At 61.2% G+C, this 25,928-nt stretch carries 23 protein-coding genes; 9 read left to right on the forward strand and 14 right to left on the reverse strand.

Features of this window, described 5'->3' with window-relative positions; all coding sequences use genetic code 11:
- Window positions 1–54 precede the first annotated feature (54 nt).
- The 4 genes from QTL56_RS06775 to QTL56_RS06790 form a co-directional block, all read right to left on the reverse strand.
- On the reverse strand, window positions 55–396 hold the full coding sequence (locus tag QTL56_RS06775; protein ID WP_245136541.1) for a RidA family protein: 342 nt from the start codon (window positions 394–396) through the stop codon (window positions 55–57).
- Window positions 397–478: 82 nt separating this feature from the next.
- Window positions 479–817 carry a protein tyrosine phosphatase family protein gene (locus tag QTL56_RS06780; protein ID WP_245136540.1) on the reverse strand — a complete coding sequence of 113 codons (339 nt, stop codon included), beginning with the start codon at window positions 815–817 and terminating at the stop codon, window positions 479–481.
- A gap of 83 nt (window positions 818–900) precedes the next feature.
- A complete protein-coding gene (locus QTL56_RS06785) occupies window positions 901–1,728 on the reverse strand; it encodes a DUF4432 family protein (RefSeq protein ID WP_245136539.1) in 828 nt (275 codons plus the stop codon).
- Complete coding sequence (locus QTL56_RS06790) at window positions 1,725–2,177, reverse strand: MarR family winged helix-turn-helix transcriptional regulator (protein WP_245136538.1); 453 nt, start codon at window positions 2,175–2,177, stop codon at window positions 1,725–1,727. Before QTL56_RS06790 ends, QTL56_RS06785 begins: the two co-directional genes overlap by 4 nt.
- A 188-nt stretch (window positions 2,178–2,365) precedes the next feature.
- Here QTL56_RS06790 and QTL56_RS06795 point away from each other — a divergent pair, with 188 nt between their 5' ends.
- Window positions 2,366–3,721, forward strand: coding sequence for a L,D-transpeptidase (locus QTL56_RS06795; RefSeq protein ID WP_245136537.1), 1,356 nt, complete (start codon window positions 2,366–2,368; stop codon window positions 3,719–3,721).
- A 116-nt stretch (window positions 3,722–3,837) separates the two neighbouring features.
- Here QTL56_RS06795 and QTL56_RS06800 read toward each other — a convergent pair whose 3' ends face one another.
- From QTL56_RS06800 to QTL56_RS06840, 9 genes are all read right to left on the reverse strand, one after another.
- Window positions 3,838–4,557: an AAA family ATPase gene (locus QTL56_RS06800; RefSeq protein WP_245136536.1), complete on the reverse strand. Its 720-nt coding sequence runs from the start codon at window positions 4,555–4,557 to the stop codon at window positions 3,838–3,840.
- A 201-nt stretch (window positions 4,558–4,758) separates the two neighbouring features.
- The gene (locus QTL56_RS06805; protein WP_245136535.1) at window positions 4,759–5,151 is read right to left on the reverse strand and encodes a hypothetical protein; all 393 of its coding nucleotides are present in this window, start codon (window positions 5,149–5,151) and stop codon (window positions 4,759–4,761) included.
- 101 nt (window positions 5,152–5,252) lie between these two features.
- A complete protein-coding gene (locus QTL56_RS06810; protein WP_229576857.1) occupies window positions 5,253–6,398 on the reverse strand; it encodes an iron-containing alcohol dehydrogenase in 1,146 nt (381 codons plus the stop codon).
- Window positions 6,395–7,780, reverse strand: a complete 1,386-nt coding sequence (locus QTL56_RS06815; protein WP_245136534.1) for an aldehyde dehydrogenase family protein — start codon at window positions 7,778–7,780, stop codon at window positions 6,395–6,397. Before QTL56_RS06815 ends, QTL56_RS06810 begins: the two co-directional genes overlap by 4 nt.
- Window positions 7,781–7,884: 104 nt before the next feature.
- Window positions 7,885–9,252 (reverse strand): glutamine synthetase family protein, encoded by a 1,368-nt coding sequence (locus tag QTL56_RS06820; protein WP_229576859.1) that lies wholly within the window; start codon window positions 9,250–9,252, stop codon window positions 7,885–7,887.
- 87 nt (window positions 9,253–9,339) lie between these two features.
- The gene (locus QTL56_RS06825; protein ID WP_229576860.1) at window positions 9,340–10,380 is read right to left on the reverse strand and encodes a TRAP transporter substrate-binding protein; all 1,041 of its coding nucleotides are present in this window, start codon (window positions 10,378–10,380) and stop codon (window positions 9,340–9,342) included.
- 105 nt (window positions 10,381–10,485) lie between these two features.
- Window positions 10,486–11,823: a TRAP transporter large permease gene (locus QTL56_RS06830; RefSeq protein ID WP_245136649.1), complete on the reverse strand. Its 1,338-nt coding sequence runs from the start codon at window positions 11,821–11,823 to the stop codon at window positions 10,486–10,488.
- Between the two features lie 8 nt (window positions 11,824–11,831).
- Entirely contained in the window at window positions 11,832–12,341 is a 510-nt protein-coding gene (locus QTL56_RS06835) for a TRAP transporter small permease subunit (RefSeq protein ID WP_245136533.1), read from the reverse strand.
- 106 nt (window positions 12,342–12,447) lie between these two features.
- On the reverse strand, window positions 12,448–13,218 hold the full coding sequence (locus QTL56_RS06840) for an N-formylglutamate amidohydrolase (protein ID WP_245136532.1): 771 nt from the start codon (window positions 13,216–13,218) through the stop codon (window positions 12,448–12,450).
- Window positions 13,219–13,400: 182 nt separating this feature from the next.
- Here QTL56_RS06840 and QTL56_RS06845 point away from each other — a divergent pair, with 182 nt between their 5' ends.
- From QTL56_RS06845 to QTL56_RS06880, 8 genes are all read left to right on the forward strand, one after another.
- The gene (locus tag QTL56_RS06845; RefSeq protein ID WP_245136531.1) at window positions 13,401–14,273 is read left to right on the forward strand and encodes a MurR/RpiR family transcriptional regulator; all 873 of its coding nucleotides are present in this window, start codon (window positions 13,401–13,403) and stop codon (window positions 14,271–14,273) included.
- A gap of 174 nt (window positions 14,274–14,447) precedes the next feature.
- Entirely contained in the window at window positions 14,448–15,524 is a 1,077-nt protein-coding gene (locus tag QTL56_RS06850) for an ABC transporter substrate-binding protein (protein WP_245136648.1), read from the forward strand.
- A 98-nt stretch (window positions 15,525–15,622) separates the two neighbouring features.
- Window positions 15,623–16,513: an ABC transporter permease gene (locus QTL56_RS06855; protein ID WP_229576865.1), complete on the forward strand. Its 891-nt coding sequence runs from the start codon at window positions 15,623–15,625 to the stop codon at window positions 16,511–16,513.
- Window positions 16,510–17,292 (forward strand): ABC transporter permease, encoded by a 783-nt coding sequence (locus QTL56_RS06860; protein ID WP_229576866.1) that lies wholly within the window; start codon window positions 16,510–16,512, stop codon window positions 17,290–17,292. The genes QTL56_RS06855 and QTL56_RS06860 overlap by 4 nt, the downstream gene beginning before the upstream one ends.
- 12 nt (window positions 17,293–17,304) lie before the next feature.
- On the forward strand, window positions 17,305–18,357 hold the full coding sequence (locus tag QTL56_RS06865; protein WP_245136529.1) for an ABC transporter ATP-binding protein: 1,053 nt from the start codon (window positions 17,305–17,307) through the stop codon (window positions 18,355–18,357).
- Between the two features lie 76 nt (window positions 18,358–18,433).
- The gene (locus QTL56_RS06870) at window positions 18,434–19,477 is read left to right on the forward strand and encodes a zinc-dependent alcohol dehydrogenase family protein (protein WP_245136528.1); all 1,044 of its coding nucleotides are present in this window, start codon (window positions 18,434–18,436) and stop codon (window positions 19,475–19,477) included.
- Between the two features lie 144 nt (window positions 19,478–19,621).
- Complete coding sequence (locus QTL56_RS06875; protein WP_370660332.1) at window positions 19,622–20,734, forward strand: ABC transporter substrate-binding protein; 1,113 nt, start codon at window positions 19,622–19,624, stop codon at window positions 20,732–20,734.
- Window positions 20,735–20,808: 74 nt separating this feature from the next.
- Window positions 20,809–21,678 (forward strand): PP2C family serine/threonine-protein phosphatase, encoded by an 870-nt coding sequence (locus QTL56_RS06880; protein WP_245136526.1) that lies wholly within the window; start codon window positions 20,809–20,811, stop codon window positions 21,676–21,678.
- A gap of 419 nt (window positions 21,679–22,097) precedes the next feature.
- On the opposite strand, the gene metH is transcribed toward QTL56_RS06880, so the two are convergent.
- Window positions 22,098–25,853 carry a methionine synthase gene (metH, locus tag QTL56_RS06885; protein ID WP_245136525.1) on the reverse strand — a complete coding sequence of 1,252 codons (3,756 nt, stop codon included), beginning with the start codon at window positions 25,851–25,853 and terminating at the stop codon, window positions 22,098–22,100.
- Window positions 25,854–25,928: the final 75 nt, after the last annotated feature.

The following is a 25,928-nucleotide window of genomic DNA, read 5'->3' on the forward strand; positions in this document are numbered from 1 at the left end:
AGAAAAGGCCGGGATCGCTCCCGGCCTTTTCGTATTATGATTGCGCTCTGAAAATCAGAGAGCAGCCGTGACGATGAACTCGACCAGATAGTCAGGCGTCGCGAGCGGCGCGCCGCTGGTGGCACGGGCCGGCGGGTTGGCCGGGTCGACCCAGCCTTCCCAGACGGCGTTCATCTCGGCGAAATTCGACATGTCGGAGAGATAGATGATCGTCTGCAGGATCTTCGACTTGTCCGAACCGGCAGCGGCCAGCAGGCGGTCGACTTCTGCAAGCGCCGACTTCGACTGTTCGGTGACGGTCGAGCCCTCACCCACCTGGCCGGCGAGATAGACGGTATTGCCGTGAACGACCGCGCCGCTCATGCGCTTGCCGGGTTCGATACGCTTGATGCTCATGGGAAATCTCCTGCTTGAGGCTGGTTTGAAAAACGAACGGGCCGGACGCGATGGCCCGGCCACGGGTAATGGAGATGAAAGGTCAGCCCCGCTGGCGCTGCGCGTGCTCGTAGGTCGCAGTCGAACGCGCACCCGAACGGCAATAGCCAAGCATGGGCCGTTCGAAGTCGTCGAGCGCATCCACCATGCCTGCAACCGCATCCGGCGTGACACCCATCGGGCCCACAGGCACATGCGCGATCTTCAACCCGAGTTCTTCCGCGCGCTTGGCGACGGCTGCGAATTCCGGCTGGCCCATCTCCTCGCCATCCGGACGATGGCAAACGATCGACTTGAAGCCGAGCGCCTTGATCTCGTCGACCTCCTCGACCGTGATCTGGCCACTAACCGAATATTCCTCGTTGATCTGGCGGATGTTCATCGGGGCTCCTCGTCAATTCCGTGGGCCAAACATCTACGACGGGCATCCTTGACCGTCAATGCGGCCGGCCATGCAGTGCCACCTCAAACGAAGGAAAACGCCAGCCCATAGTCGCGACTGTCGCCCGGCTGCAAAATGTCGAATTCGCCGCCCGCCTCCAGGTCGGCACGATCGGCCAATCGATGCGAGACCGGCTCGATCCCGAGCACATGGGCCGGCGCCTTCTGATTTCGCCAAACTTGCAGATGTGGCAGCGTATCCGTCCGGAACCGCACTTTCAGCCGCTTTCCGCCGATCACCGCGATTGGACCGAGCCTCAACTCCGCCCAGCCGCCATGCCCAGCCGGCACGCAGAAAATGCCGCCATCCCCCTCGCCGAAGGCCCAGGCAAGCCCGCCGCTGTCCAGCATCGCCCCCTCGAGGCGCGTACCGGCATCGAAGTGCTTCGCACCAAGGTTCATGTGATACATGAGGAATGTCGGAAAAGCCGTATCGCCGATATTGACCACCGTGTCGGCGAGTTGCACCTCGCCGCTCTCGCCCTTGAGCCGCCACTGCCGCCGCAGTTGCGCCCTTCCGCCGGCGGCAAGCTCCACATCGACGACCGCCCGGGCGAGGCAATCATCCCCGTCCATCGCGATGTCGATCGAATGAGCCGCGTTCGCGGACAAGGAGCCATGCAGCGGGTAAAAAGCGTCAGCCCCGGCCACCGGCGCGCGGTGGCGAATATGATCCGGCCCGCAGGTGAAGAGGAAACCTTCGAGCGAATGGTCGATCCGCGGATCGCCGTCATCGGGGATCGCCCGCCCGGGAGCGAGATCGATACCGTCCACCACGCAAGACCCGATATCGAACACCGAGCCTTCGTCGAGGGATAGACGCGGTCCCCTGGGACCGGAAAACATGATCATGCAATAGGTTCCTCGGCCTGCCGCTGCGGAGCTCGGAGATGGCCGATCAAGATGAGATCCTCAAGGCCGACGAGTCCGCTGTCGAGCGAGGACAGATAATCGCTGTTCACACTGCGCTCAAGCCAGCGTTGAAAGGCCGCGGCTTCTTCGGCCAGCCGCTCGAATCTCTGCTGGCCATCAGACGTCAGCGTCAACAGTTCGAATCGACGGTCCGACCGGTCTTTCCGACGCATCAGGTAACCCTTGTCTTCCAGAACCTTCACCGCTCGGCTGATCTTGGTCTTGGAAAGGCCGGAATGACCGGAGATCGCCTTTGCCGTCGTGGGACTGCGCTCACCGAGCGACCAGAGAACCTGCCATTCCGACCAGGACAGCTCGTCTTCCGGGCCACAGAACTGTGTGAAGCCATTATCGACGCTCTCGGCCACGCGCAGCAGCCTGAACGGCATGAAGGCCTCCATCCTCAGTCGTTCCTGCATTTCCCCCCCTCGAACCGGTGATGCCGCCCTGCATCGACGCCGGTTCTTCTCGTCCGCCCCCACAGCGAGTTAACTCAATATTCATTATGAATTCACCTTTTCCACATTAGTGTCAAATTTCTCGCGTTTGTCGCCGATTCAGACGAGGAAACCGCATCGTGTTCGACTTCAGGAATTCTGGCTTGGTATTGGCGGTTTTGACCGCCGCTCCACTTGCATTGGCGCCCCCCGCCTGGGCGCAATCCGTCTATGGCGATCGCAACTCGCACACCCTGCTGATCTCGCCGGAAGGCGATATTCTCGACTATGTGCCGGAAGTTGGCGAAGTCGTCATCAGCCGTGACCGCATGGGCCGCACCGTTCTCATCGACCGGAGAGGTAATCTCGTCGCGATCGAAATTCCCGCCGAGAGCTACTACCCGCCCCAGAACCGTGGCGGAAATCGCGGCCTGCCGGGCGTGAACGATCCCTATCAGGATCCCTGGGCTGCCCCGCGCGGCTGGGACGACGACGTCACCACCGCCTCGATTCCCGATGCGATGCCGGGTGATCAGGTGCCGATCGACCAGATGCCGCAGGACATGCCCTATGGCGGTCCGGACCTGCCTCTTCCTGCGGACAACACTCCTGCGCGAACCGTGACACCGGACATCCCGGTGAAGAGCAACCTGTCACGACTGGAGATCACGGCACTACAGGTCTTTCTCGATCGCGAAGGCGTGTCGCCCGGCGTGATCGACGGCAAGATGGGCCAGAATGTCAACAAGGCGATCGTGGCCTGGGAGCAGATTACCGGCGAAACGCTCGACCCGAACAATGCCGAGGATATCCTGGAGCGCCTGCGCTTGTCCGGCGGCCTCGCGATCAACAATTACACGATCACGGCCGGCGACGCAGCAGGCCCCTATGTCGCGTCGATCCCTGATGACTACGCCCACAAGGCGCAACTGCCGGCCCTCTCCTATACCTCGACCGCAGAAATGCTGGCCGAGCGTTTCCACATGGACGAAGACTATCTGCGCGAGTTGAATCCGGGGGTCGACTTCTCGATTCCCGGAACGATCATCAAGGTGGTCGAGCCCGGACCGGCCAAGAAGGGGAATGTTGCCCGGATCGTTGCCAATAAGGGGCTCAAGCAGGTCTTAGCCTATGGCGAGGACGGCAACCTCGTTGCCGCCTATCCGGCCAGCATCGGCTCAGCCGACACGCCCTCGCCGTCTGGCACGGTGACGATCGAACGCATCGCGCTCAACCCGGGCTACACATACAATCCGAAGGTCAATTTCCAGCAGGGCAACAACACCCAGGTCCTGCAGATTCCGCCAGGTCCCAACGGCCCGGTCGGCACGGTCTGGCTCGCGCTGTCCAAACCCACCTATGGCATCCACGGCACGCCGGAACCGTCGAAAATCGGCCGCACCCAGAGCCATGGCTGTATTCGCCTGACCAACTGGGACGCGACCGAACTTGCCAAGATGGTCAAGGCCGGTGTGACGGTGGAATTCGTCGAGTAGCCAAGAGCGATTTCGCGTCCTCACGTCTTGCAATTGGGCGTCAACCAACCACACAAAAAAAGACCGCCGGCATCACCGGCGGTCTTTTTTGGTTTCGGGAATTGGGCGCGATGTCCTCAGGCTGCAGACCGCACCAGCCGGAACAGGCGACGCGGTTCGCTGGAGCGGATGACCTTGACCGGCAGCAGGCGCATCACCTCGGAGGCAAACGACTTGGCGTTTTCCTTGGCCTTGTCGAGATTGCTGATCTTCGCTGCATCCATCGAATACAACGTGCCACCACAGTCGAAGATCTCGCGGTAAGCGCTGCGCTCGGCGATCGGCGTGTTGATGACATTGACGCCGCGGGCAGACAGCAGCCCCTTGATGGTCAGGAGTGCCCGTGTGGTCACCATGGATGTGACGCGGGTCAAGACGACCGAATGCGGGATGACCAGATTTCCGGCTTCTTCCATCAGCTTGATCAGATCGAGGATCTGCGCGCCACCCTTGGCATCCATGGCGCAGCCTTGAACGGGAATCATCACGTGGTCGGAAAGTCCGATCGCTGTGGTGACCATGGCGTCACGCGCACCGGCGAGATCCATAATGATGTAGTCGCTCGTGCGGGAAAGCTCGCGGATATGCCCCTGGAGCGACGCGATGGTCACTTCGGAAACGATCTCGATATTGCCGAGCGGACCGGAGATCTCGAACCACTGGGTGATCCAGCGCTGCGGATCGGCATCAAGGATGGCGACGCGATATCCCTGATGTGCCAGTTCGGTGGCGAGAAGGAGGGCTGCGGTGGTCTTGCCGGCACCACCCTTGGCATTGGCAAAAGAAATGACTGGCATGCTGTTTCCTTGGGAGGTCGGATCCGAGCGGCTCATCGCTCTTTGGCAACCTGCGTCATCGGCGCCTTATGCAGTCATCATGCCGCAAACATGGTTAACAAACCGGAAACACACAACCACCACCCCTCCCCCATAATGGGGAGAAGCGACGGAAAAGCCTAGTATATTCGCAGATAGGAATGCGCCGGACCAAGGCCTGGATCAGCCACGCAGCGGTGTGCAGGCTCCAACATATTGCGGCTCGATTCGGCCTGCCTTCAGGTCTACCAGCAAGGGGATGGTCGAATCCGGCCCACCGATTCCAGCCTCGAAGGCGGTGCGGTCGACCTTCACCATGCGGCCGCTTGCGAGAATGCTGACGAGGGTCTTCTTGTCGACCACAGCGAGGCTCACCTTCGACTTGCAGAACTGCTTGCCCTCCTTGCCAGAGAGAACCCAGCCCAAGGCACCGGATTTTGCCTGGCTCATCTTGCCGACGGTATAGCCCTTCTTCACCAAGCTCGAAAAGCTCTCTGCCGTCGCGGCATCCGCCTGGAATACGAAGATACCGGCTATCAAACCTGCCAGAGCGACGGACATGGGTGGGCGAAACATCAAAATGCTCCTGTTTCGAAATGGGGGGACTGAATGGAACCGTAAAATGAAAAGGGGCCCCGCCATCGTGTGGCAGAGCCCCGGATTTCCACGCGTTGCTATCAGAAGCAGTCGGCGAAGAGCTGCTTGGTATTCTCAAGCGTCATCTTGACCGGATTTCCCCCGGCGCTCGGATCTTCGATCGCCATGGCGGAGAGTTCGTCGATCCGGTCGTTTGCAATGCCCATGGCGGTCAGGTTGGCCGGCACGTTTAGTTCGGCGCGCAACGCGAGCACGTAGTCGTAGAAACCGTCGAAGCCGCCGGCAATGCCGAGATAGGCGGCAGCCCGCTCGATCCTGTCCTCGATCACATGGCGGTTGAACTTCAGCACGGGTGGCATCACCACCGCATTGGTCATGCCGTGATGCGTGTTGTAGACCGCGCCGATCGGATGCGAGAGCGCGTGGATCGCACCAAGCCCCTTCTGGAAGGCAGTGGCACCCATGGCCGCTGCCGACATCATGTTGGTGCGGGCCTCGATGTCGGTGCCGTCGTGATAGGCGCGCGGCAGGAACTCCTTGACCAGCCGCATGCCTTCGAGCGCGATGCCCTGGCTCATGGGGTGGTAGAAGGGCGAGGAATAGGCTTCGAGGCAATGCGCAAATGCGTCCATGCCAGTGCCGGCCGTGATCATTTTCGGCATGCCGACCGTCAGTTCCGGGTCGCAGATGACGACGCCCGGCAGGAACTTCGGATGGAAGATGATCTTCTTCACATGGGTTTCAGAATTGGTGATGACCGAAGCGCGCCCGACTTCCGACCCGGTCCCGGCGGTGGTCGGCACGGCCACGATCGGCGCGATGGCATCGGAGTTCGCACGCGTCCACCAGTCACCGATATCCTCGAAATCCCAGACCGGCCGCGTCTGGCCAGCCATGAAGGCAACGCACTTGCCAAGGTCGAGGCCCGAGCCGCCGCCAAAGGCGACAACGCCGTCATGGCCGCCGTCCTTGTAGGCCTTGATTCCGGCTTCGAGGTTCTTCTCGTTCGGGTTCGGATCGACATCGGCGAACAACGCGCGGCCGAGGCCGGCCTCTTCGAGGACGTCAAGAGCTGTCTGCGTGATCCCCATGGGTGCCAGGCCCCGGTCGGTGATCAAAAGCGGCTTCTTCATGCCGAGAGACTTGCAGGCGTCCGCCAGTTCCTTGATCCGGCCACGTCCCATCTTGATGGCGGTGGGATAGCTCCAATTGGCGACGATGTTCATTTCGTGACTTTCTTCAGATGGTAGGATTTTGGACGGGTGAGGTTCTGGAAGCCGAGCACGGAGAGCGAGCCGCCCTTGCCGGTTTCCTTGACGCCGGTCCAGCAGAGTGCCGGGTCGAGATAGTCGGCCCGGTTCATGAACACGGTACCCGTCTCGATTTCGCGGCCGATGCGGGCAGCCCGTTCCGGGTCCTGCGTCCACAGCGAGGCGGTCAGGCCATAGGGGCTGTCGTTCATCAGGCCGAGAGCTTCCTCATCGCTCTTCACCTTCATGATGCCGACGGCCGGACCAAAGGTCTCGTCCTTCATGAAGGCCATGGAATGATCGACGTTCACGAGAACCTGCGGCATGATATAGGCGCCACCATCATCGGCCGGGAAGAGCTTGGGATCGACCAGCGCCTTGGCACCCTTGGACACGGCGTCGGCGATCTGCTCGCGCACAACCTTGGCGAAACGCTTGTTGGCCATCGGCCCCAGCGTGGTTTCAGGATCGAGCGGATTTCCAAGCTTGTAGTTCGATACCCAGGCAACCGACTTCTCCACGAATGCGTCGTAGAGGCTTTCATGCACATAGATGCGCTCGATGCCGCAGCAGCACTGGCCGGAATTGTAGGTGGCGCCGTCCATCAGCGTGTCGACGGCCGCGTCGAGATCGGCATCTTCCATCACGTAGCCGGGATCCTTGCCGCCAAGCTCAAGCCCGAGACCTGCAAAGGTTCCGGCAGCCGCCCGCTCGATCGAACGCCCGCCTTCGACCGAACCGGTGAAGTTGATGAAGTTGAAATTGCCGGCGGCAATCAGCGCCGAGGTCGTCTGGTGGTCAAGGAAGAGGTTGATGAAGACATCATCGGGAACACCAGCCTCGACGAAGGCCCGGACCATGCGCTCGCCGACCAGCAGGGTCTGCGTCGCATGCTTGATGACGACGGTGTTGCCGGCCATCAGCGCCGGCGCGATCGTGTTGATCGCGGTCATGTAGGGATAGTTCCAGGGAGCGATGACGAAGACGACACCATGCGGCTCGCGTTCGATCCGACGCTCGAAATTATTGCTGGCTTCCACGACCAGCGGCGCCAGCGCATCTGCGGCAATCGCTGCGACATAATTGGAGCGCTCGTTGAAACCCTTGTATTCGCCGCCATAGCGCACCGGGCGGCCCATCATGTGGGCGAGTTCCGGCACGACTTCATCCGACATCTCGTTGATGCGGGCGACACCCTTCAGAACGAGCTGGACGCGCTCTTCAAGCGGCCTGCGGGCCCAGGCCTTCTGCGCCTTGCGGACGCGGGCGACAGCCTCGGTCGCCGCTTCCAGCGACATGGCGGGACGTTCAGCGTAAACCGATCCATCGATCGGCGAAATGCATTGGATCATGGTCATGATCGTCTTCCTGTTGTTCTAGAACGAGATGACAGCGGCCGCAGCCACTGTCCTTGTTTCCACCCTTACGCCGGGGATCGTGGCGGGCTCAAGGCCGCCTTTGGTCACGCCCGCTCGAAGCCGCGCGCAACCTCCCAGTCCGTGATTCGGCGATCATATTCTTCCTGTTCCCACTCCGCTGCGCGAACGTAGTGATCGACCACGTCATCGCCAAAAGCGGCCCGCAGCATGGCCGAGCCGCGCAGCGTCTCTGCCGCCGCCCGCAACGTCCGGGGAATTTCGCGGGCGCCCTGCGCGCCATAGGCATCGCCTGAGAATTCCGGCTCGAGCGCCATCTTCTTCTCGATCCCGTCGATGCCGGCCGCCAGCAGCGCTGCCATGGCCAGATACGGATTGAGGTCCGAGCCGCCGACACGGCACTCGACGCGGATACCCTTGCTCGCCTCGCCGCACAAGCGGTAGCCGGCAGTGCGGTTATCTTTCGACCAGATCGCCTTCGTCGGCGCAAATGTGCCGGCAACGAAGCGCTTATAGCTATTGATGTAGGGCGCGAGGAAATAGGTGAAATCGCCGGCATGGGCAAGCAATCCGGCCATGTAATGCCGCATCACCTCCGACATTCCGTATTCGCCGTCCTTGTCGAAGAACAGTGGCGTCTTGCCGTCGGCAGACCACAGTGACTGGTGGATATGCGAGGAGGAACCAGCGGCGTTGTAGTGCCACTTTGCCAGGAAGGTGATGGCCTTGCCCTTCGACCAGGCAATCTCCTTGCAGCCATTCTTGATGATCACGTGCCGGTCGGCCATGGTGAGCACGTCGGCATAGCGGACATTGATCTCTTCCTGACCGGCGGAGGCCTCCCCCTTGGAATTCTCGACCGGGATGCCCGCACCCTGCAGACCCTTGCGGATCGCACGCATCACGCCCTCTTCCTTGGTGGTCTGGAAGATATGGTAATCCTCGTTGTAGCCAGAGACCATCTTCAGGTCGCGATAGCCGGAAAGCCGCGCCTCGTCATAAGTCTGGTCGAAAAGGAAGAATTCGAGTTCGGTGGCCATGAAGGCCTTCATGCCCATGGCTTCCAGGCGGGCGACCTGCTTCTTCAGGATCGCGCGTGGCGAATGCGGCACTTCGGCATGGGTGGCATGGTCGAGCATGTCGCACAAAACGAGCGCCGTGCCTTCGAGCCAGGGGATGCGACGCAGCGTCGAAAGGTCGGGCTTCATGGTGTAGTCGCCATAGCCCTTTTCCCAGCTTGTTGCCTTGTAGCCGGACACGGTTTCCATCTCCATGTCGGTGGCGAGCAGATAGTTGCAGCTATGGGTTTCCTTCCAGGCGCTCTCGACGAAGAATTCGGCCTGAAAGCGCTTGCCCATCAAACGGCCCTGCATGTCGACCTGACACGCCAGAACCGTGTCGATGCGCCCCTCGGCGACGTCCTTTTTCAGATCTTCGAATGTGTAAGTGGTCATCTCGGTGTTCCCAGGGCGGCGATCGGCGCATGCCTCTTGTGTTTATGGAGGCGACCCGGCCGGAGCCGGATCGCCATGTCGGTTCAATCAGCCGTAGCGGTAAGGCTTGCCGGCCTTTTCCATGTCGGAATTGTACTTCTTCAGGATCTCCACGACCTTGCCGGTGCGTGGCGTCTGCTTGGCGACCTCTTCCCAGAAGACATGCGCGGCATCCTCGACCGTCTTCCACTCGGCATCCGGGATGCTGGTGAGCTCCAGACGGCCACCTTCGGCACGAAGGCGTGCCTCGCCGCCCCAGTACCAGTGCAGGCGCTTGTAGTGGGAGCTGTCCATGCACATCTGCCACAAGGTCTGCAGATGCGGCGGCACCTCGGCCCAGCGGTCGGCATTGGCGAAGAACGAGCCTGCCCAGCCGCCGGAGACGTTGTTGGTCAGGAAGTACTTGGTCACGTCGACCCAGCCGGAGGTGAAGACCTCGGTGATGCCCGACCAGGCGATCGCGTCGATCTCACCGGTCTGCATGGCAACAGGTACGTCCTCGAACGGGATGGTGACTGGCACGACGCCGAACTGCGACAGGAACTGGCCGGCCGTCGGGAAGGTGAAGACGCGCAGGCCCTTGAGGTCGTCGAGCTTGGTGATCGGTTTGTTGGTGGCGAAGTTGCACGGATCCCAGGCGCCGGCCGACAGCCACTTGACGCCGACTTCCGTATAAGCCTCGTCCCAGATCTCGGCCAGGCCGTACTCGTAGAACAGCGTCGGAACGTCGAGGCTGTAGCGCGAAGCAAACGGGAAGTAGCCACCGAAGACCTTGATGTCGACCGGCGAGTTCATCGAGTCATCGTCCGACTGGACGGCATCGATCGTGCCGGCCTGCATGGCACGGAACAGTTCCCCCGTCGGAACCAGCTGATCGGCGGTGTAGAGCTGGATTTCCATCTCGCCGTTTGCTGCCTTGTTGAAGGCATCGACCGCCGGGCGGATGACGAATTCGGCGAGCGCTGCACCGGCATAGGTCTGCAGTCGCCAGGTGATCTTGGCATTCTGGGCTTTGACGTAAGGCGCGGCCAGAACGGCGGGGGTCGCCATGGCGGCCGTCTTCAGGAATGAACGTCTGCTGTTGGTCATGTTGTTTCCCTCTGTTCTTCGTTTCACTTGAAGCCCGCAGGACCTGAGGTCCGGCGGGTAGTCCTGGTGCCGGGCCCGTTTGCCGAGCCTCTTGTCATTCGAACGCTAGCCTCTGAGATAGATCTGGCTTGGCAACCATGTGGCGATCTGCGGGAAGATCATGATGATCACCATGCCGAACAGCATGATCAACACAAAAGGTACCACAGAACGGTAGATGTCGATCAACCGGAAGTCGGGCGGCGCCATCGCCTTCATGAGGAAGAGATTATAGCCGAAGGGCGGGGTCATGTAGGCGATCTGGCAGGTGATCGTGTAGAGCACACCGTACCAGATCAACGCGTTGTCGACGCCCAGATCGAGCTTCCCGACCAGGGGGATGTAGAGCGGTGCGACGATGACAAGCATGGCCGTATCGTCGAGGAAGGCTCCCATCACCAGGAACGACAGCTGCATCATGATCAGGATCTGCCACGGGGTAAGACCGATATCGTTGACCAGCAGGTTCTCGATTGCCCTGACGGCACCCAGCCCATCGAACACGGCGCCGAAGCAGAGCGCAGCCAGGATGATCCACATGAACATGCAGGAGATGCCGAGCGTCTGCTCCAGCACCCGGTTCCAGACCGCCTTCGTAAGACGCCCCTTGAACCAGGCCGCAAAGAGTGCCCCCAGCGCGCCGACTGCCGAACTCTCGACGAGGCTGGTAATGCCCATCAGGAAGAGCCCCATCATCAGGAAGAAGATGAGGAACGGCAGGATGCCGGCCTGCAGCAGCTTGAGCTTCTCGCGCATCGGCATGTCACGCTCTTCCTTGGGAAGGGCGGGACCGAGCGCGGGATTGAGACGGCAGCGGATGATGATGTAGATGCAGAATAGCGTCGCGAGCAGCAGCCCCGGGAAGACGCCTGCAAGCCAGAGCTGGCTCACCGGCTGGCGCGCGATCATGCCGTAAAGCACGAGCACCACGCTCGGCGGGATCAGGATGCCGAGCGAGCTACCCGCCTGTATGACACCGGAGACCATGATCTTGTCGTAGCCGCGGCGCAAAAGCTCCGGCAGCGCAATCGACGCGCCGATCGCCATGCCGGCAACCGACAGACCGTTCATCGCCGAGATCACGACCATCAGCCCGATCGTTCCCACGGCGAGACCGCCCGGCATGCCGCCGAACCAGACGTGAAAGGCCTTGTAGAGATCTTCCGCAATGCCGGATTCCGAGAGCATGTAGCCCATGTAGATGAACAGCGGCAGCGTCAGCAGCGGATACCACTTCATCAGCTTCATGCCGGCCGAGAAGCCCATTTCGAAGCCGCCATTGCCCCAGAGCACGGCGGCCGCCACGACCCCGACGAAACCGATGGTCGCGAACACACGCTGCCCTGTCAGCATCGACATCATCATCGACGAGAACATCAGGAGCGCGATCATTTCGTAGCTCAGGAAATCAGTCATGCAAGCGGCCTCCCCAAGGCAATGGCAAGGTCCTTGATGAAGATCGAGGTCGCCTGCAGGAAGGTGAGGACAATGCCGATCACCATGACGATCTTGATTGGCGCCATGTAGGGTGACCAGGAGGAATAGCTGGTTTCGCTATACTGCAGCGCGTAGGTCGTGCTCGACACACCGCCCCACAGAAGGAAGAACAGATAGACGAACAGCATCATGATCGTGATCACGTCCACGATTGCCTTCGTCTTCGGCGACCAGCGGCCGTAGAGAAGATCCATGCGCACATGGCTGTCGAGCTGAAGCGAATAGGCACCGCCCAGGAGATAATAGCCGGCCATCACGAATTGCGCCAATTCCAGCGTCCAGCTCGCGGGCAGGAACAAGGTCTTTGAAATGGATGAATAAAGAAGGATTCCCATCATGACGAAGACGCCATACATGACGATCCGCCCGACACGGCGATTGAAGGCGTCGACGACGCGCACATAGGTCTGCAGGGCTTGCGGCATCAGGCCACCGCCGGCCCGGACCGCTTCCGCAGTCCTCGTTTCATCATCTCGTAGGCCGGCATCCGTTCCCTCATTGATTTTTGGTTTTCGCGGCGGCTGGACGTCTTTATGTGACCCTTTGGAGCCCCCCGGAAATCAACTCCGCGAGATAGGAGGAGATTGCCTCGATCCCCGCAACGTCTTCCACGAGGTCATTGCGAACCTCGATCATCACATTGGCGAAGCCCTGCGGGACGGCATGCAGACGAAGGGTATGGGTCACGCCATCCTCTGGACCGTAAGGAGTGTTCCGCTCCACCCGATAGGGACCGCCTGAGGCAGCATCGAGCATGGCATCAGCAAGACGGGCATCAATGTCGTGCAGGATGCCGATCTCGACGTCCCTCCGCTTGCCGAAATAGACCGGCGTGAACGTATGAACCGTCACCACGACCGGCCGCTGCCCCTCATCCTGGAGACGCGCGATCTCGCTCGAAATCCGGTCATGGAAGGGAATGTAGAGCGCTGCCGTCCGGGCATAGCGCTCTGCCGGGCTCAACTCGCGATTGCCGGGGATCTCGTAGATCTCGCTCTTTTCCGGCATGGCTGCCGGTGATTCCGGCGGGCGGTTGCAGTCATAGATCAACCGCGAGAAACGTTGATGCACGAGCAAGCCATCAAGCTTCTCGGAAAGACGACGAGCAATGGCAAGGGCGCCTGGATCCCAGGCGATATGGCTGGACAAGGCCTCGGCCGACAGTCCGAGGTCACCAGCTGAGGCAGGCAGCGCAGATGAGGCGTGTTCACAAACGAGCACGATCCCGCTGCGCGCCGTCGCATTTTCCAACGCGACCGCGTCATCTTCCGACGATGTCAGGATCTCCGACCTCAAGAGCATGCTGCAAATTCCCCCGAGCCTCGAGGGCCCTTTATCATTCCGAAGAGAATTCTTCACCAATGGGCGACTGTCAATCCACTTCTGAAAAATTCTCTTCAAAGGCCGGTTGACTCATTTGTGACAGCGAGGCTTAATCCGGAAAACGCTGGCGCTAGACCGGCTTGAGGGGAGTCCATCGGTCCTTGATGAACGCATCGACGACGGTGTCGGACGTGATTCATGCCCATTTCGACGGGCTGACGCGTGCCGAACGACAACTGGCCGAGAGCCTGTTGCTGAACTACCCTGTCTCCGGACTGGGCAGCATCACGACCGTGGCCGAAAATGCCGGTGTGTCGACCCCGACGGTTGCCCGCATGGTGCAGAAACTGGGTTACAAGGGGTATCCGGAGTTTCAGGCGCATCTTCACCAGGAGCTCGAGGCGACGATCTCCAACCCGATCGCCAAGCACGATCGCTGGGCGGCAAACGCCCCAAACCGCCATATCCTCAATCGCTTTGCCGAAGCCGTGATGGCCAATCTGCGAGCCTCTTTGGGCGAATTGCGCACGGCGACCTTCGATGAAGCTGCCCGCCTGATCGGAGACCGCCATCGCAGCGTCTATTTCGTCGGCGGACGCATCACGGGCGCACTGGCCGAATACTTTTTCACGCATATGCAGGTCATCCGCCCGCGAACGACCCTGATGTCGTCAAATGCCAGCTCCTGGCCACAACATGTCCTGAACATGCAGGACGGTGACGTTCTCGTGATCTTCGACATCAGGCGCTACGAGGCCGATCTGACCACTCTGGCCGAGGTCGCGCGCGCCAATGGCGTGCAGATCATTGTCTTCACGGACCAGTGGATGTCGCCCGTGACACAGCATACCAAGCACAGTTTCAAGCTTCATATCGAGGCACCGTCGGCCTGGGACAGCTCGGTGGTGACGCTGTTTGTCGTCGAAGCCTTGATCGAAGCGGTGCAGAGCTCGTCCTGGGATGAGACTCGCGAACGCATGAATACCCTCGAAGGTCTGTTTGAACAGGCGCGCCTGTTCAGAAAGCCCGGCTGAGGAACAACTGTCGACATGGAGGACCGATTTACCGGAGACGGACATCAGCTCGGAAACAAAGAAAGCTGGCCCCGTCAACCGTCATATAACGATAACACAGCGCACCTAAGTCAACCGCATCGCTGCCAACCTCAGAGGAGAACTACAGTGAACAATCTTCGCAAAATCCTGTCGATGACGACCGCCCTCGTCATGGCGAGCTCCGCCGTCGCTTATGCCGAACCGAGTGCCGAGCTGATTGAAGCTGCCAAGAAAGAAGGCATGCTGACCACGATCGCCCTGCCCCACGACTGGTGCGGCTACGGCGCCGTGATTGACGGCTTCAAGAAGAAGTACCCGGAAATCACCGTCAACGAACTGAACCCCGACGCGGGCTCGGCCGACGAAGTCGAAGCCATCAAGGCCAACAAGGACAACAAGGGTCCGCAGGCTCCTGACGTTGTCGACGTCGGTCTCGCCTTCGGCCCGCAGATGAAGGCCGAAGGCCTGCTGCAGCCCTACAAGGTCTCGACCTGGGACGAAATCCCGGAGAACGTCAAGGACGCCGATGGCCACTGGTACGGCGACTATTACGGCGTCATGTCGCTCCTGGTGAACAAGGACCTCGTGACCAACACGCCGGCTGACTGGTCGGACCTTCTGAAGCCGGAATACGCCGGTCAGGTCGCGCTCGCCGGTGACCCGCGCGCTTCCAACCAGGCCATCCTCGGCGTTCTCGCCGCCGGCATGGCAAGCGGCGCTGCCGCTGGCAAGGAGGCCGGTGAAGCCGGTCTCAAGTACTTCGGCGAAATGAACAAGGGCGGCAACTTCGTTCCGGTTATCGGCAAGTCCGGCACGCTGGCACAGGGTGCCACCCCGATCGTCGTCATGTGGGACTACAACGCTCTCGCCGCCAAGGACACACTCGCCGGCAACCCGCCGGTCGAAGTCGTCGTTCCCGCTTCGGGCGTCCTGGCCGGCGTCTACGTTCAGGGCATCTCGGCCTACGCGCCGCACCCGAATGCTGCCAAGCTGTGGATGGAATACCTGTATTCCGACGAAGGTCAGCTCGCCTGGCTGAAGGGCTATTGCCACCCGGCCCGCTTCAACGCCATGGTCAAGGCAGGCAAGGTTCCTCAGGAGCTGCTCGACGCTCTGCCGCCGGCTGAATCCTACGAAAAGGCATACTTCCCGACGCTGGAAGAAGTCGACGCCAACAAGGCCGCCGTTGTCAGCGGCTGGGATAGCGTCGTCGGCGCCAACGTTCAGTAAGGCCTGATCTTGAGGAGCCGCCCCGGCCTTTTGCAAGGTCGGGGCGGCACCTTCGTTTTAAGAAGATCCGTGCCGACACGGACAGAGGGGCAGACGGAATGTCGATTGAGAATGTGAGCCCTGGCCCGCAACTGCGGCCAAGAATGAAATTACCTCTCCACTGGCTGGGAGTCCTGCCCTTTGCCGCCTTCATAATTCTCTTCCTGATCATGCCGACCATGAAGATCGTCATCGGCGCCTTTCAGCGTCCGGATGGTTCGTTCACCCTGGCCAATATCGCCGGGCTCTTCACGCCTTCGATCATCGCGGCCTACTGGATCTCCATCAAGATCAGCCTTGCATCGGCGCTTCTGGGCTGCCTGATCGGCTTTGGCGTCGCAACGGCCGTCGTTCTCGGCGGCTTGCCGCGATGGATCCGTGGACCGCTCCTGACCTTTTCCGGTGTTGCCTCCAACTTTGCCGGCGTTCCCCTCGCCTTTGCATTCCTTGCCACTCTTGGCCCGGTCGGCATGCTGACGGTCTTGCTCAAGACGCAGCTCGGCATCGACCTGCGCCTCCTCGGCTTCAACCTCCTCTCCTTCTGGGGGCTGACGATCACCTATCTCTTCTTCCAGATCCCGCTGATGGTGCTGATCATCACACCGGCACTCGACGGCCTGAAGCGTGAATGGCGCGAGGCAGCCTCCATCCTCGGGGCGACCAACACGCAGTACTGGCGCCTCGTCGCCTTCCCGATCCTGCTCCCCTCGATCCTCGGCACAATGGCACTGCTTTTCGCAAATGCATTCGGCGCTGTCGCAACCGCGATCGCCCTCACCGGCTCTTCGCTCAATATCGTGCCGATCCTGCTTTTCGCCCAGATCCGCGGCGACGTGCTCGGTGATCCCCATCTGGGCTACGCGCTCGCCTTCGGCATGATCGTCGTGACCGGATTTGCCAATGGTCTTTACATCTGGATGCGCGCCCGCAGCGAAAGGTGGATGAAATGAAACGTTTCTGGGCTTGGGCCGCGCTGGCCTTCGGTCTTCTCTACTTCATCCTGCCGCTGATCGGCATGACGAACTTTTCGCTCAAGATGCGCCGCGGCGAGTATTCCTTCGACGCCTATGCCAAAGTGCTCGCAGATCCGCGCTTTCAGGAAACCTTTAGCTATTCCGTGACCATGGCGCTCGCGACCATCATCTTCGGGGTATTCCTGATCGTGCCGACGGCCTATTGGGTGCGCCTCAAATTGCCGGGCCTTCGCCCCTACATCGAATTCCTCACCCTGCTCCCGCTCGTCATTCCCGCCATCGTCGTCGTGTTCGGCTATATCCGCCTTTACAATACGTCGAGCTGGCTGCCGCTGACGGGCTCATCTGCCGGCACAAACATGCTTCTGATGTTCGGCTACGCGACACTTGGCCTGCCCTACATGTACCGCGCGGTCGACACGGGCTTGAGAACGATCGACGTGACGACGCTGACGGAAGCCGCACAAAGTCTCGGCGCCGGCTGGGCCACGATCATCGGCCGGATCATTCTCCCGAACGTGTCGGTCGCCGTCATGTCGGGTGCCTTTGTGACCTTCGCCATCGTTATGGGCGAGTTCACCATGGCCGCCCTTTTGAACAAGCCGGCCTTCGGTCCCTACATGCAACTGCTCGGCGCCAACCGCGCCTATGAGCCGGCGGCCCTTGCCGTGATCGCCTTTGGCATCACCTGGGCGTGCCTCGGCCTGATGCAGTTGGTTTCCCGCCTCCAGAAAACAGCCCCGCGCCAGGCTTGAGGAATTCTTTTCATGACCTTCCTGACACTCTCCCATCTCAAGAAATCCTTCGGCGCCACCCAGGTCGTGCACGACTTCAACATGGCGATCGACCAGGGAGAATTCATCTCCTTCCTCGGCCCGTCCGGTTGCGGCAAGACCACGGTGCTGCGCATGGTGGCCGGCTTCGAGACCCCGTCGGCCGGCGCCATTGTCATCGATGGCAAGGACCAGACAAGCCTCAAGCCGAACCAGCGCAACATCGGCATGGTTTTCCAGGCCTATGCTCTGTTTCCCAACATGAACGTCTTCGATAACGTGGCTTTCGGCCTGAAGATCGCCGGACAGCCCAAGGCGGACATCGAGAAGCGCGTCAAGGAAATGCTGTCGCTGATCCATCTCGATCAACTTGCAGATCGCTACCCCTATCAGCTTTCGGGCGGTCAGCAGCAACGCGTTGCACTCGCCCGTGCACTCGCGCCGAAACCCCAGGTCCTGCTGCTCGACGAACCGCTCTCGGCGCTCGACGCGAAGATCCGCGTCTCGCTGCGCGAGGAAATCCGCCAGATCCAGCAGCAGCTCGGCATTACCACTGTTTTCGTCACCCATGACCAGGAAGAGGCGCTGTCGATCTCCGACCGGATCGTCGTCATGAATGCCGGCAAGGCCGATCAGATCGGCACTCCTTTCGAGATCTACAACCGCCCGACCACCCGCTTCGTCGCCTCCTTTGTCGGCACGCTCAACGTGCTGGATGCGGTCGTCACCGACCAGTTCGCCGGCATCGTCCGCGTCGGCGACCGGACGCTTGCCATCAAAGAGGCGATCCCGGCGGCCAATGGTTCGACGATCCAGCTTGCGATGCGTCCGGAAGCCGGCATGCTGGCAGGTGCCGATGACGCGACGGTCCACGGCCGGGTGACCTCAAGCCAGTTCCTCGGCTCCGTGATCCGCACCCGAATCGATGTCGAGGGCAAGACGCTCTCCTTCGACACCTTCAACGATCCCGGCACCAGGCCGCCGGTCATTGGCGACACCGTCGGCATGAAGATCGATCCTTCGGCCTTGATCGTGCTTGCCGACTGAGGCAAGGCCGTTTTATCGGTCATATGGTCAGCATGCCGCCCCCTAAGGGCGGCATGCATCGCTTTGGAGGAAGCCCGTGCGCGCCATGTATTACGAACAGTTCGGAGCAGCACCGCAGATCCGGACGCTGCCCGATCCGACCCCGTCAAATTCAGGGGTCGTCGTTTCCGTCAAGGCAACCGGGCTTTGCCGCAGCGACTGGCATGGCTGGATGGGGCATGATCCGGACATCAAGCTGCCCCACGTACCCGGCCATGAACTGGCCGGCACCATCGCTGCGGTCGGCCGCGACGTGCGTCGTTTCAAGGTCGGCGACCGCGTCACCGTGCCCTTCGTATCCGGCTGCGGTCACTGCCTGGAATGCCGCTCCGGCAATCAGCAGGTCTGCGAGGAGCAGTTCCAGCCCGGTTTCACCCATTGGGGATCCTTTGCCGAGTATGTCGCCATCGAATATGCCGACCAGAACCTCGTACATCTGCCAGACGAGATCAGCTACGAGACGGCCGCAAGCCTTGGCTGCCGCTTCGCCACATCGTTCCGCGCCGTGGTGGACCAGGGACGCCTAGAGGGTGGCGAATGGTTGGCAGTGCACGGCTGCGGCGGCGTCGGCCTATCCGCGATCATGATCGGCGCGGCCCTCGGCGCCAATGTTGTGGCCATTGACATCGCCGAGGACAAGCTGGCGCTCGCCAAGGCGCTCGGCGCGAGTGTGGCCATCGACAGCCGCTCGGTCACCGATGTGTCCGAGGCGGTGCGTGCGGTGACGGGCGGCGGCGCCCATGTCTCCGTCGACGCGCTCGGCCATCCACAGACCTGCTGCAACTCGATCCTCAACCTGCGCCGTCGGGGCCGCCACGTCCAGATCGGCCTGATGCTCGCCGATCATGCAACACCTGCGATCCCGATGGCCCGCGTCATCGCGCATGAGCTCGAGATCTATGGCAGCCATGGCATGCAGTCCTGGCGCTATGACGCCATGCTGCGCATGATTCTTTCGGGCAAGCTTTCGCCCGACCGGCTGATCGGAAAGCGCATCACGCTGACGGAAGCAGCCCCTGCCCTCGCCACCATGGACAGTTTCCGGGAAAACGGCATCAGCGTCATCGACAGGATGATCTGAGGTCCGGCTGACATGCAGGTTTCATCTCAGGGTTTGAGAGTGTTAACCCGTTTGTGCTGAAATGCGGACGCACGAAACCGGCAACGGATCGAGGGCGCCATGGTCAAGCAGACAAAATCATCTGACACAGACGCCGAAGGCTTTATGACAGAGTTCATGAGGCTGAAGCGTGGTTCCGTCAGCCGTCGGCATTTCCTCGCGGTCACGGGCCTAGGTGCTGCGGCCCTCATGATAGGCGGCGCGAAGCGTACCAGTGTGGCGACCTCCGAAGGGTCACCACTGGGCGAAAGGGTCTCGCTCGCGACCTGGCCAAACTATCATGATCCCCAGACTTTCGAGGACTTCACCGCGCGCTACGGCGTCAAGGTCGATGTATCGATCATCGGCTCCAACGAAGGCACGATGCAGGCTCTGAAAGACGGCCGCGCCTGGGACATTATCGTGCCGACCCAATATGCCATCGCGCCCTATTTCCAGCGTGACATGCTGCACCCTCTCGACCTGCGAAGCCTGCCCAATTTTGACCTCAAGGCCCATGCCGATCGTTTCCTGAAACCGGGCGTGAAGGCAGGCGCGATCTACGCCGTGCCCAAGAATGCCGGCACGACGGGCATCGCCTACAACACGCAACACCTCGCCCCCATCGAGACCTGGCGTGGCTTTTTTGACAGCGCGATGGGAAAAGCTTCGGGCAAGACGATCGTCCATGACTACCAGCTGACGGCAATCGGTGGCGCACTGGTGGCCCTCGGATACGGCTTCAATTCACTGGACCCGGCCGAACTCGCACAGGCTGAGGAACTTCTCATGCAGGTCAGGCCGCATCTCCTGGCCGTCGACAGCGATTACCAGCCCGCCATGCGCGCAGGTGAAGCGTGGCTGACGATGTGCTGGAGCAATGATGCCGCACAGATGCATCGGGATATCCCTGAGATCGCCTATGCCATCGCATCGGATGGCGGAGAGATCTGGACCGACTACTACGCGATCCCCGTCGCGGCCCAGAACAAGCCGGCCGCCCATGCCCTGATCAACCATCTCCTCCATCCGGATATCGCCGCCAGGGAACATCTCGTCCATGGCGGCACAGCAACCGACAGTCGCGTTCGCGCGCTGCTACCGAAAGAGATCCTGGCAAACAGGATCACCTATCCCGACGAGGCGAAACTGACGCCCCTCGAATTCGGCCTGGCAGTCGTCATGACCGATCCCACGCGCGCTGAAATCATGAACCGCTTTCGCGCTGCCCGCGGCTGACGCAACCCTCCCACCATGCTAGTCACGAACCGTGCCGGAGACCTCCGGCCCGACGGAACAAGTACGAGGTTTCCATGCCGCAAATCTCCATCATCGACACCGTGTCAGACCCCGGAAAGGCCGGCCGTCCGAACGAAGACAGGCTCGGTTATAACAGTGACGCCGCTTTTGTCATCGACGGCGCAACCGGGCTCGGGCAGCGTCAGTTCATGGAAGGTTACGGCTCGGACGCTGCCTGGATCGCCGAATTCGCAGCCATCCGCTTCGAACAAAGACTTACCCGCAGCGCCGATCCGAAAACCGTGCTCCGACAGGTCTCGGAGGAGGCGCGCGATACCTTCCTCGCATCGGCGGGCGACCAGCCACGCTACGCCTGGCCGCTCTGCAGCCTGAGCGCATTGCAGGTGACCGACACCGACATTCGCTGGTTCGGCCTCGGCGACAGCTGTCTTTACATCCTGCATGATGATGGAAGCTCCGATTTCGTCATCCCGATCCCAGGCGCCTATGAATGGGAACAGCACCGGGCCGCCCAGCACATTGCGCGCGTCGGCGGCATCGGGGCAGCCGGCGTCGCCAATGACGACCTCGAAACGCTCGAAGACTTGCGCCGCGGCCGTGCTTTGCAGAACACGCCGGATGGTAACACCTGGACTTTCGGCGTCGTTCCAGAAGCAGCCGATCACTTGGCCATGGTCGACATACCCGTTCATGGCGGCGGCGCGACCGCCCTCCTCTGCTCCGACGGCCTGGCAGACCTTGTTGCGCTCTACAAGCTCTACGATCCCGCCACGATGATCCAGCGCGCCGCGACGGCCGGGCTGAAGTCACTCGTCATGGAACTCCGACATCTGGAGCGTGAAGTTGATCCGGACGGATTGAAGTACCCGCGCTACAAGCAGAGTGACGACACCACCGCGATCCTGCTGCGGCTGGAAGCGTAAGGGCCAATCGCGATCTACCGGCAGGATCAAGCTGGAGCCTGGAGCATCCAGGGATATCGCAATATTTGGGCCATGGAGCGGACGGCCGTCCGGCGGGACGGCTCGCGAGACGAAATGGCATTCTCCCGACTAGCCCGGGGGCGATGAAGGCAATTAGGAATCTGCCTCAATAACTTACCGCCGAAATCGGAATCGGATTGTGAACGAGTTCGCGCGGAGGATGAGGCCATCATCGTGACGCCTCAAATTGCCTCGCGGCTTTGGCGACCGCCCCTCATTTCGCGCTTGGGGGCATCGTCTCTCCACAAGATCGTCTTTCCGCAAGCAGGAAGAAGAACGATCCGACAACCGTCGAGAGTCGCCTCTCCCCGATTGCAGGGAGAGGGGCAGGCTCAGAGGCAGTTTAGAGCGCGGGTATCCTACTCAACCGCCTTCGGCACATAGTTCAACACCGGCCCCAGCCAGCGCTCAACCTCGCGAACTTCCATGCCCTTGCGGGAGGCATAATCCTCGACCTGGTCGCGCTCGACCTTGGCGACACCGAAATAATAGCTGTCGGGATGGCCGATATAGAGACCCGAGACGGATGAGCCCGGCCACATGGCATAACTCTCCGTCAGTGTAACGCCGGTCGCCTCTGTCGCGTTCAAGAGCGAAAACAGCGTCACCTTTTCCGTATGGTCGGGCTGCGCTGGGTAACCGGGTGCCGGCCGGATGCCGGCATAGGTCTCCGAAATCAGCTCCTCGGGCGTGAAGGCCTCGTTCGGCGCATAGCCCCAGAATTCGCGGCGAACCCTTTCATGCATGCGCTCGGCAAAGGCTTCGGCGAAGCGGTCGGCCAGCGCCTTGACCAGGATCGAGGAATAATCGTCGTTCGCCCGCTCGAAACGCTCGGCGATCGCAACCTCCTCGATGCCTGCAGTCACGACGAAGCCGCCAACATGATCCTGCAATCCCGTCTCCAAGGGGGCGACGAAATCACTGAGCGCCACATTCGCCCTGCCCTCGCGCTTGGCGATCTGCTGGCGCAGTGTAAAGAGGGTCGTGAGCTCCTCCGAGCGGTTCTCGTCCTTGAACAGCCGGATATCATCTCCAACGGCATTGGCCGGCCAGAAGCCGATGACGGCACGCGGGCGGAACCAGTTTTCCGCAATGATCTTTTCCAGCATCGCCTGGGCATCGGCAAAGAGCTGCCGCGCCGCCTCGCCCTGCTTTCCGTCTTCGAGAATCGCCGGATAGCGCCCCTTCAGCTCCCAGGTCTGGAAGAAGGGCGTCCAGTCGATATAGCGGGCGAGTTCCGCCAGATCATAGGTCTCGAACACCTTGGTCCCGGTAAAGCTCGGCGTCGTCGGCGTATAGGCCGACCAGTCGACCTTGACCGCATTGGCGCGCGCAGACGCCAGCGGTTGCCGCTGCTTCTCGGCTTCCGCCCGCGCATGGGCGTCGGCCACCTTGGCATATTCGCCCTTGATACCGTCCACATAGGTCTCATTGCCATCCTCCGCGAGCAGCGCCGAGACCACACCGACCGCACGGCTGGCATCGGTGACATAGATCGCCTGCCCCGCCTTGTATTGCGGATGGATTTTCACCGCCGTGTGCACCCGGCTGGTCGTCGCCCCGCCAATCAGAAGCGGCACGGTGAAACCCTGCCGCTGCATCTCGGATGCCACATGAACCATTTCGTCCAGCGAGGGGGTAATCAGGCCGGAGAGACCGATGACATCGACATTCTCCGCTTTCGCCACTTCGAGGATCTTGGTTGCCGGCACCATGACGCCGAGATCGATGATCTCGTAATTGTTGCAGGCGAGAACGACACCGACGATGTTCTTGCCGATATCGTGCACATCGCCCTTCACCGTCGCCATCAGCACCTTGCCGGCCGCCTGCCGCTCGCCGGTGCCGCCGTTGAGGCGCTTTTCCTCTTCCATGTAGGGCAGAAGAACGGCCACCGCCTGCTTCATCACGCGCGCCGATTTCACCACCTGCGGCAGGAACATCTTGCCGGCACCGAAGAGATCGCCGACGACGTTCATGCCCGCCATCAGCGGCCCTTCGATCACATGCAGGGGACGATCCGCCCTCTGCCGTGCCTCTTCCGTATCGATTTCGATGAATTCGGTAATGCCGTTGACCAGCGCATGTTCCAGCCGCTTTTCCACCGGCCATTCGCGCCACGTCATGTCCTGCGTGCGGGTCCTGGCCTCACCGGAGCCGCGATACCGCTCGGCAATCTCTAGCAGACGTTCGGTGCCGTCGCGGCGGCGGTTGAGCACCACGTCCTCGCAGGCCTCGCGCAGGTCGGCATCAATGCTTTCATAGACCGCCAGCTGGCCGGCATTGACGATGCCCATGTCCATGCCCGCCTGGATGGCGTGGTAGAGGAAAACGGCATGCATGGCCTCGCGCACCGGCTCGTTGCCGCGGAACGAGAAGGAGAGGTTCGACACGCCGCCCGAGATATGCACCAGCGGCATTTCGCGCCTTATGGTGCGCGTTGCCTCGATGAAGTCGACCCCGTAATTATCGTGTTCCTCGATGCCGGTCGCGACCGCAAAGACATTCGGATCGAAAATGATGTCTTCAGGCGCAAAGCCCGCCTCTTCCGTGAGGATCTTGTAGGCGCGGCGGCAGATCTCGACCTTGCGTTCATAGGTATCCGCCTGCCCCTTCTCGTCAAAGGCCATGACGACGACAGCCGCTCCGTAATTGCGGATCAGCTTGGCCTGCGCGACGAAGTTCTCCTCGCCTTCCTTGAGCGAGATGGAATTCACCACCGCCTTGCCCTGCACGCATTTCAGCCCCGCCTCGATGATCGGGAACTTTGACGAATCGATCATCACGGGCACGCGGGCGATATCCGGCTCGGCCGCAATCAGATTGAGGAACTCGACCATCGCCCTTTCGGAATCGATCAAGCCTTCGTCCATGTTGATGTCGATGATCTGGGCGCCGTTCTCCACCTGTTCGCGCGCGACCACCAGAGCGGCTGCAAAATCGCCGGCGGTGATCAGCTTGCGGAACTTGGCCGAGCCCGTGACATTGGTCCGCTCGCCGACATTGACGAAGGGAATGTCCTTGGTGAGCTCGAAAGGCTCAAGGCCGGAGAGCGACATGAAGGGCCGATGCTCGGCAGGCAGCCGCGGCGCTCTGCCCTTCACCGCCTCGGCAATGGCGGCGATATGCGCGGGCGTCGAGCCGCAGCAGCCGCCGACCACATTGACAATGCCCTCTTCGGCAAAGCCGGACACAAGATCCGCCATTTCCTCCGGGCTCTGGTCATACTGGCCGAACTCGTTCGGCAGACCGGCATTCGGGTAAGCCGAGATGAATGTGTCGGCGACGCCGGACAATTCCTGCAGATGCGGCCGCATGGCGTCTGCACCGAGCGCACAGTTGAGCCCGACCGCGAAGGGCTTGGCATGGCGCACCGAATTCCAGAAGGCCGTCGGCGTCTGGCCCGACAGCGTGCGGCCGGAGAGATCGGTGATCGTGCCTGATATTATCAGCGGCAAGCGTATGCCCTTGGCGAGAAAGCGCTCCTCGCAGGCAAAGATCGCGGCCTTGGCGTTCAGCGTGTCGAAGATCGTCTCGATCAGGATGAGATCGGCGCCACCGTCGATCAGCCCGTCGATCTGCTCGCCATAGGCGGCGCGCAAATCGTCAAAGGAGACGGCGCGATAACCGGGATTGTTGACGTCGGGTGAAATTGAGGCCGTGCGGTTGGTCGGTCCGATGGCGCCAGCGACAAAGCGGCGCCTGCCGTCTTCGCGCTCGGCACGGAAGGCCGCCCGGCGAACGAGTTCCGCGCCGTGACGATTGAGGTCATAAACCGCACCTTCCATCTCGTAATCTGCCTGGGCGATGCGGGTCGAGGAGAAGGTATTGGTTTCGAGAATATCGGCCCCCGCCATCGCATAGCGGAAATGGATATCCTCGATCGCATTCGGCTGAGTGAGGATCAACAGGTCGTTATTGCCCTGCTGGTGGCAGGCGCAGCCGAGAAATCGCTCACCGCGAAAATCGTCTTCCGTCAGTCCGAGCCCCTGGATCTCGGTCCCCATGGCACCGTCGAGGATCAGAATGCGCTCGCGCGCTGCCTGCTGCAGCGCCTTCAGGATCTCCGCCCCGTCACGGTTTGCGCCCTCGCGGCCGAACAGTTGATCGAGCATGTGCGAACTCTCCTATTGCGTATGCGACACCCGTCAAGTCACATAAAGATATCTTTATGTCAATATGCGGGACAT

It is taken from the genome of Peteryoungia algae (genome assembly GCF_030369675.1).
GTDB classification, from domain to species: Bacteria; Pseudomonadota; Alphaproteobacteria; order Rhizobiales; family Rhizobiaceae; genus Allorhizobium; species Allorhizobium algae.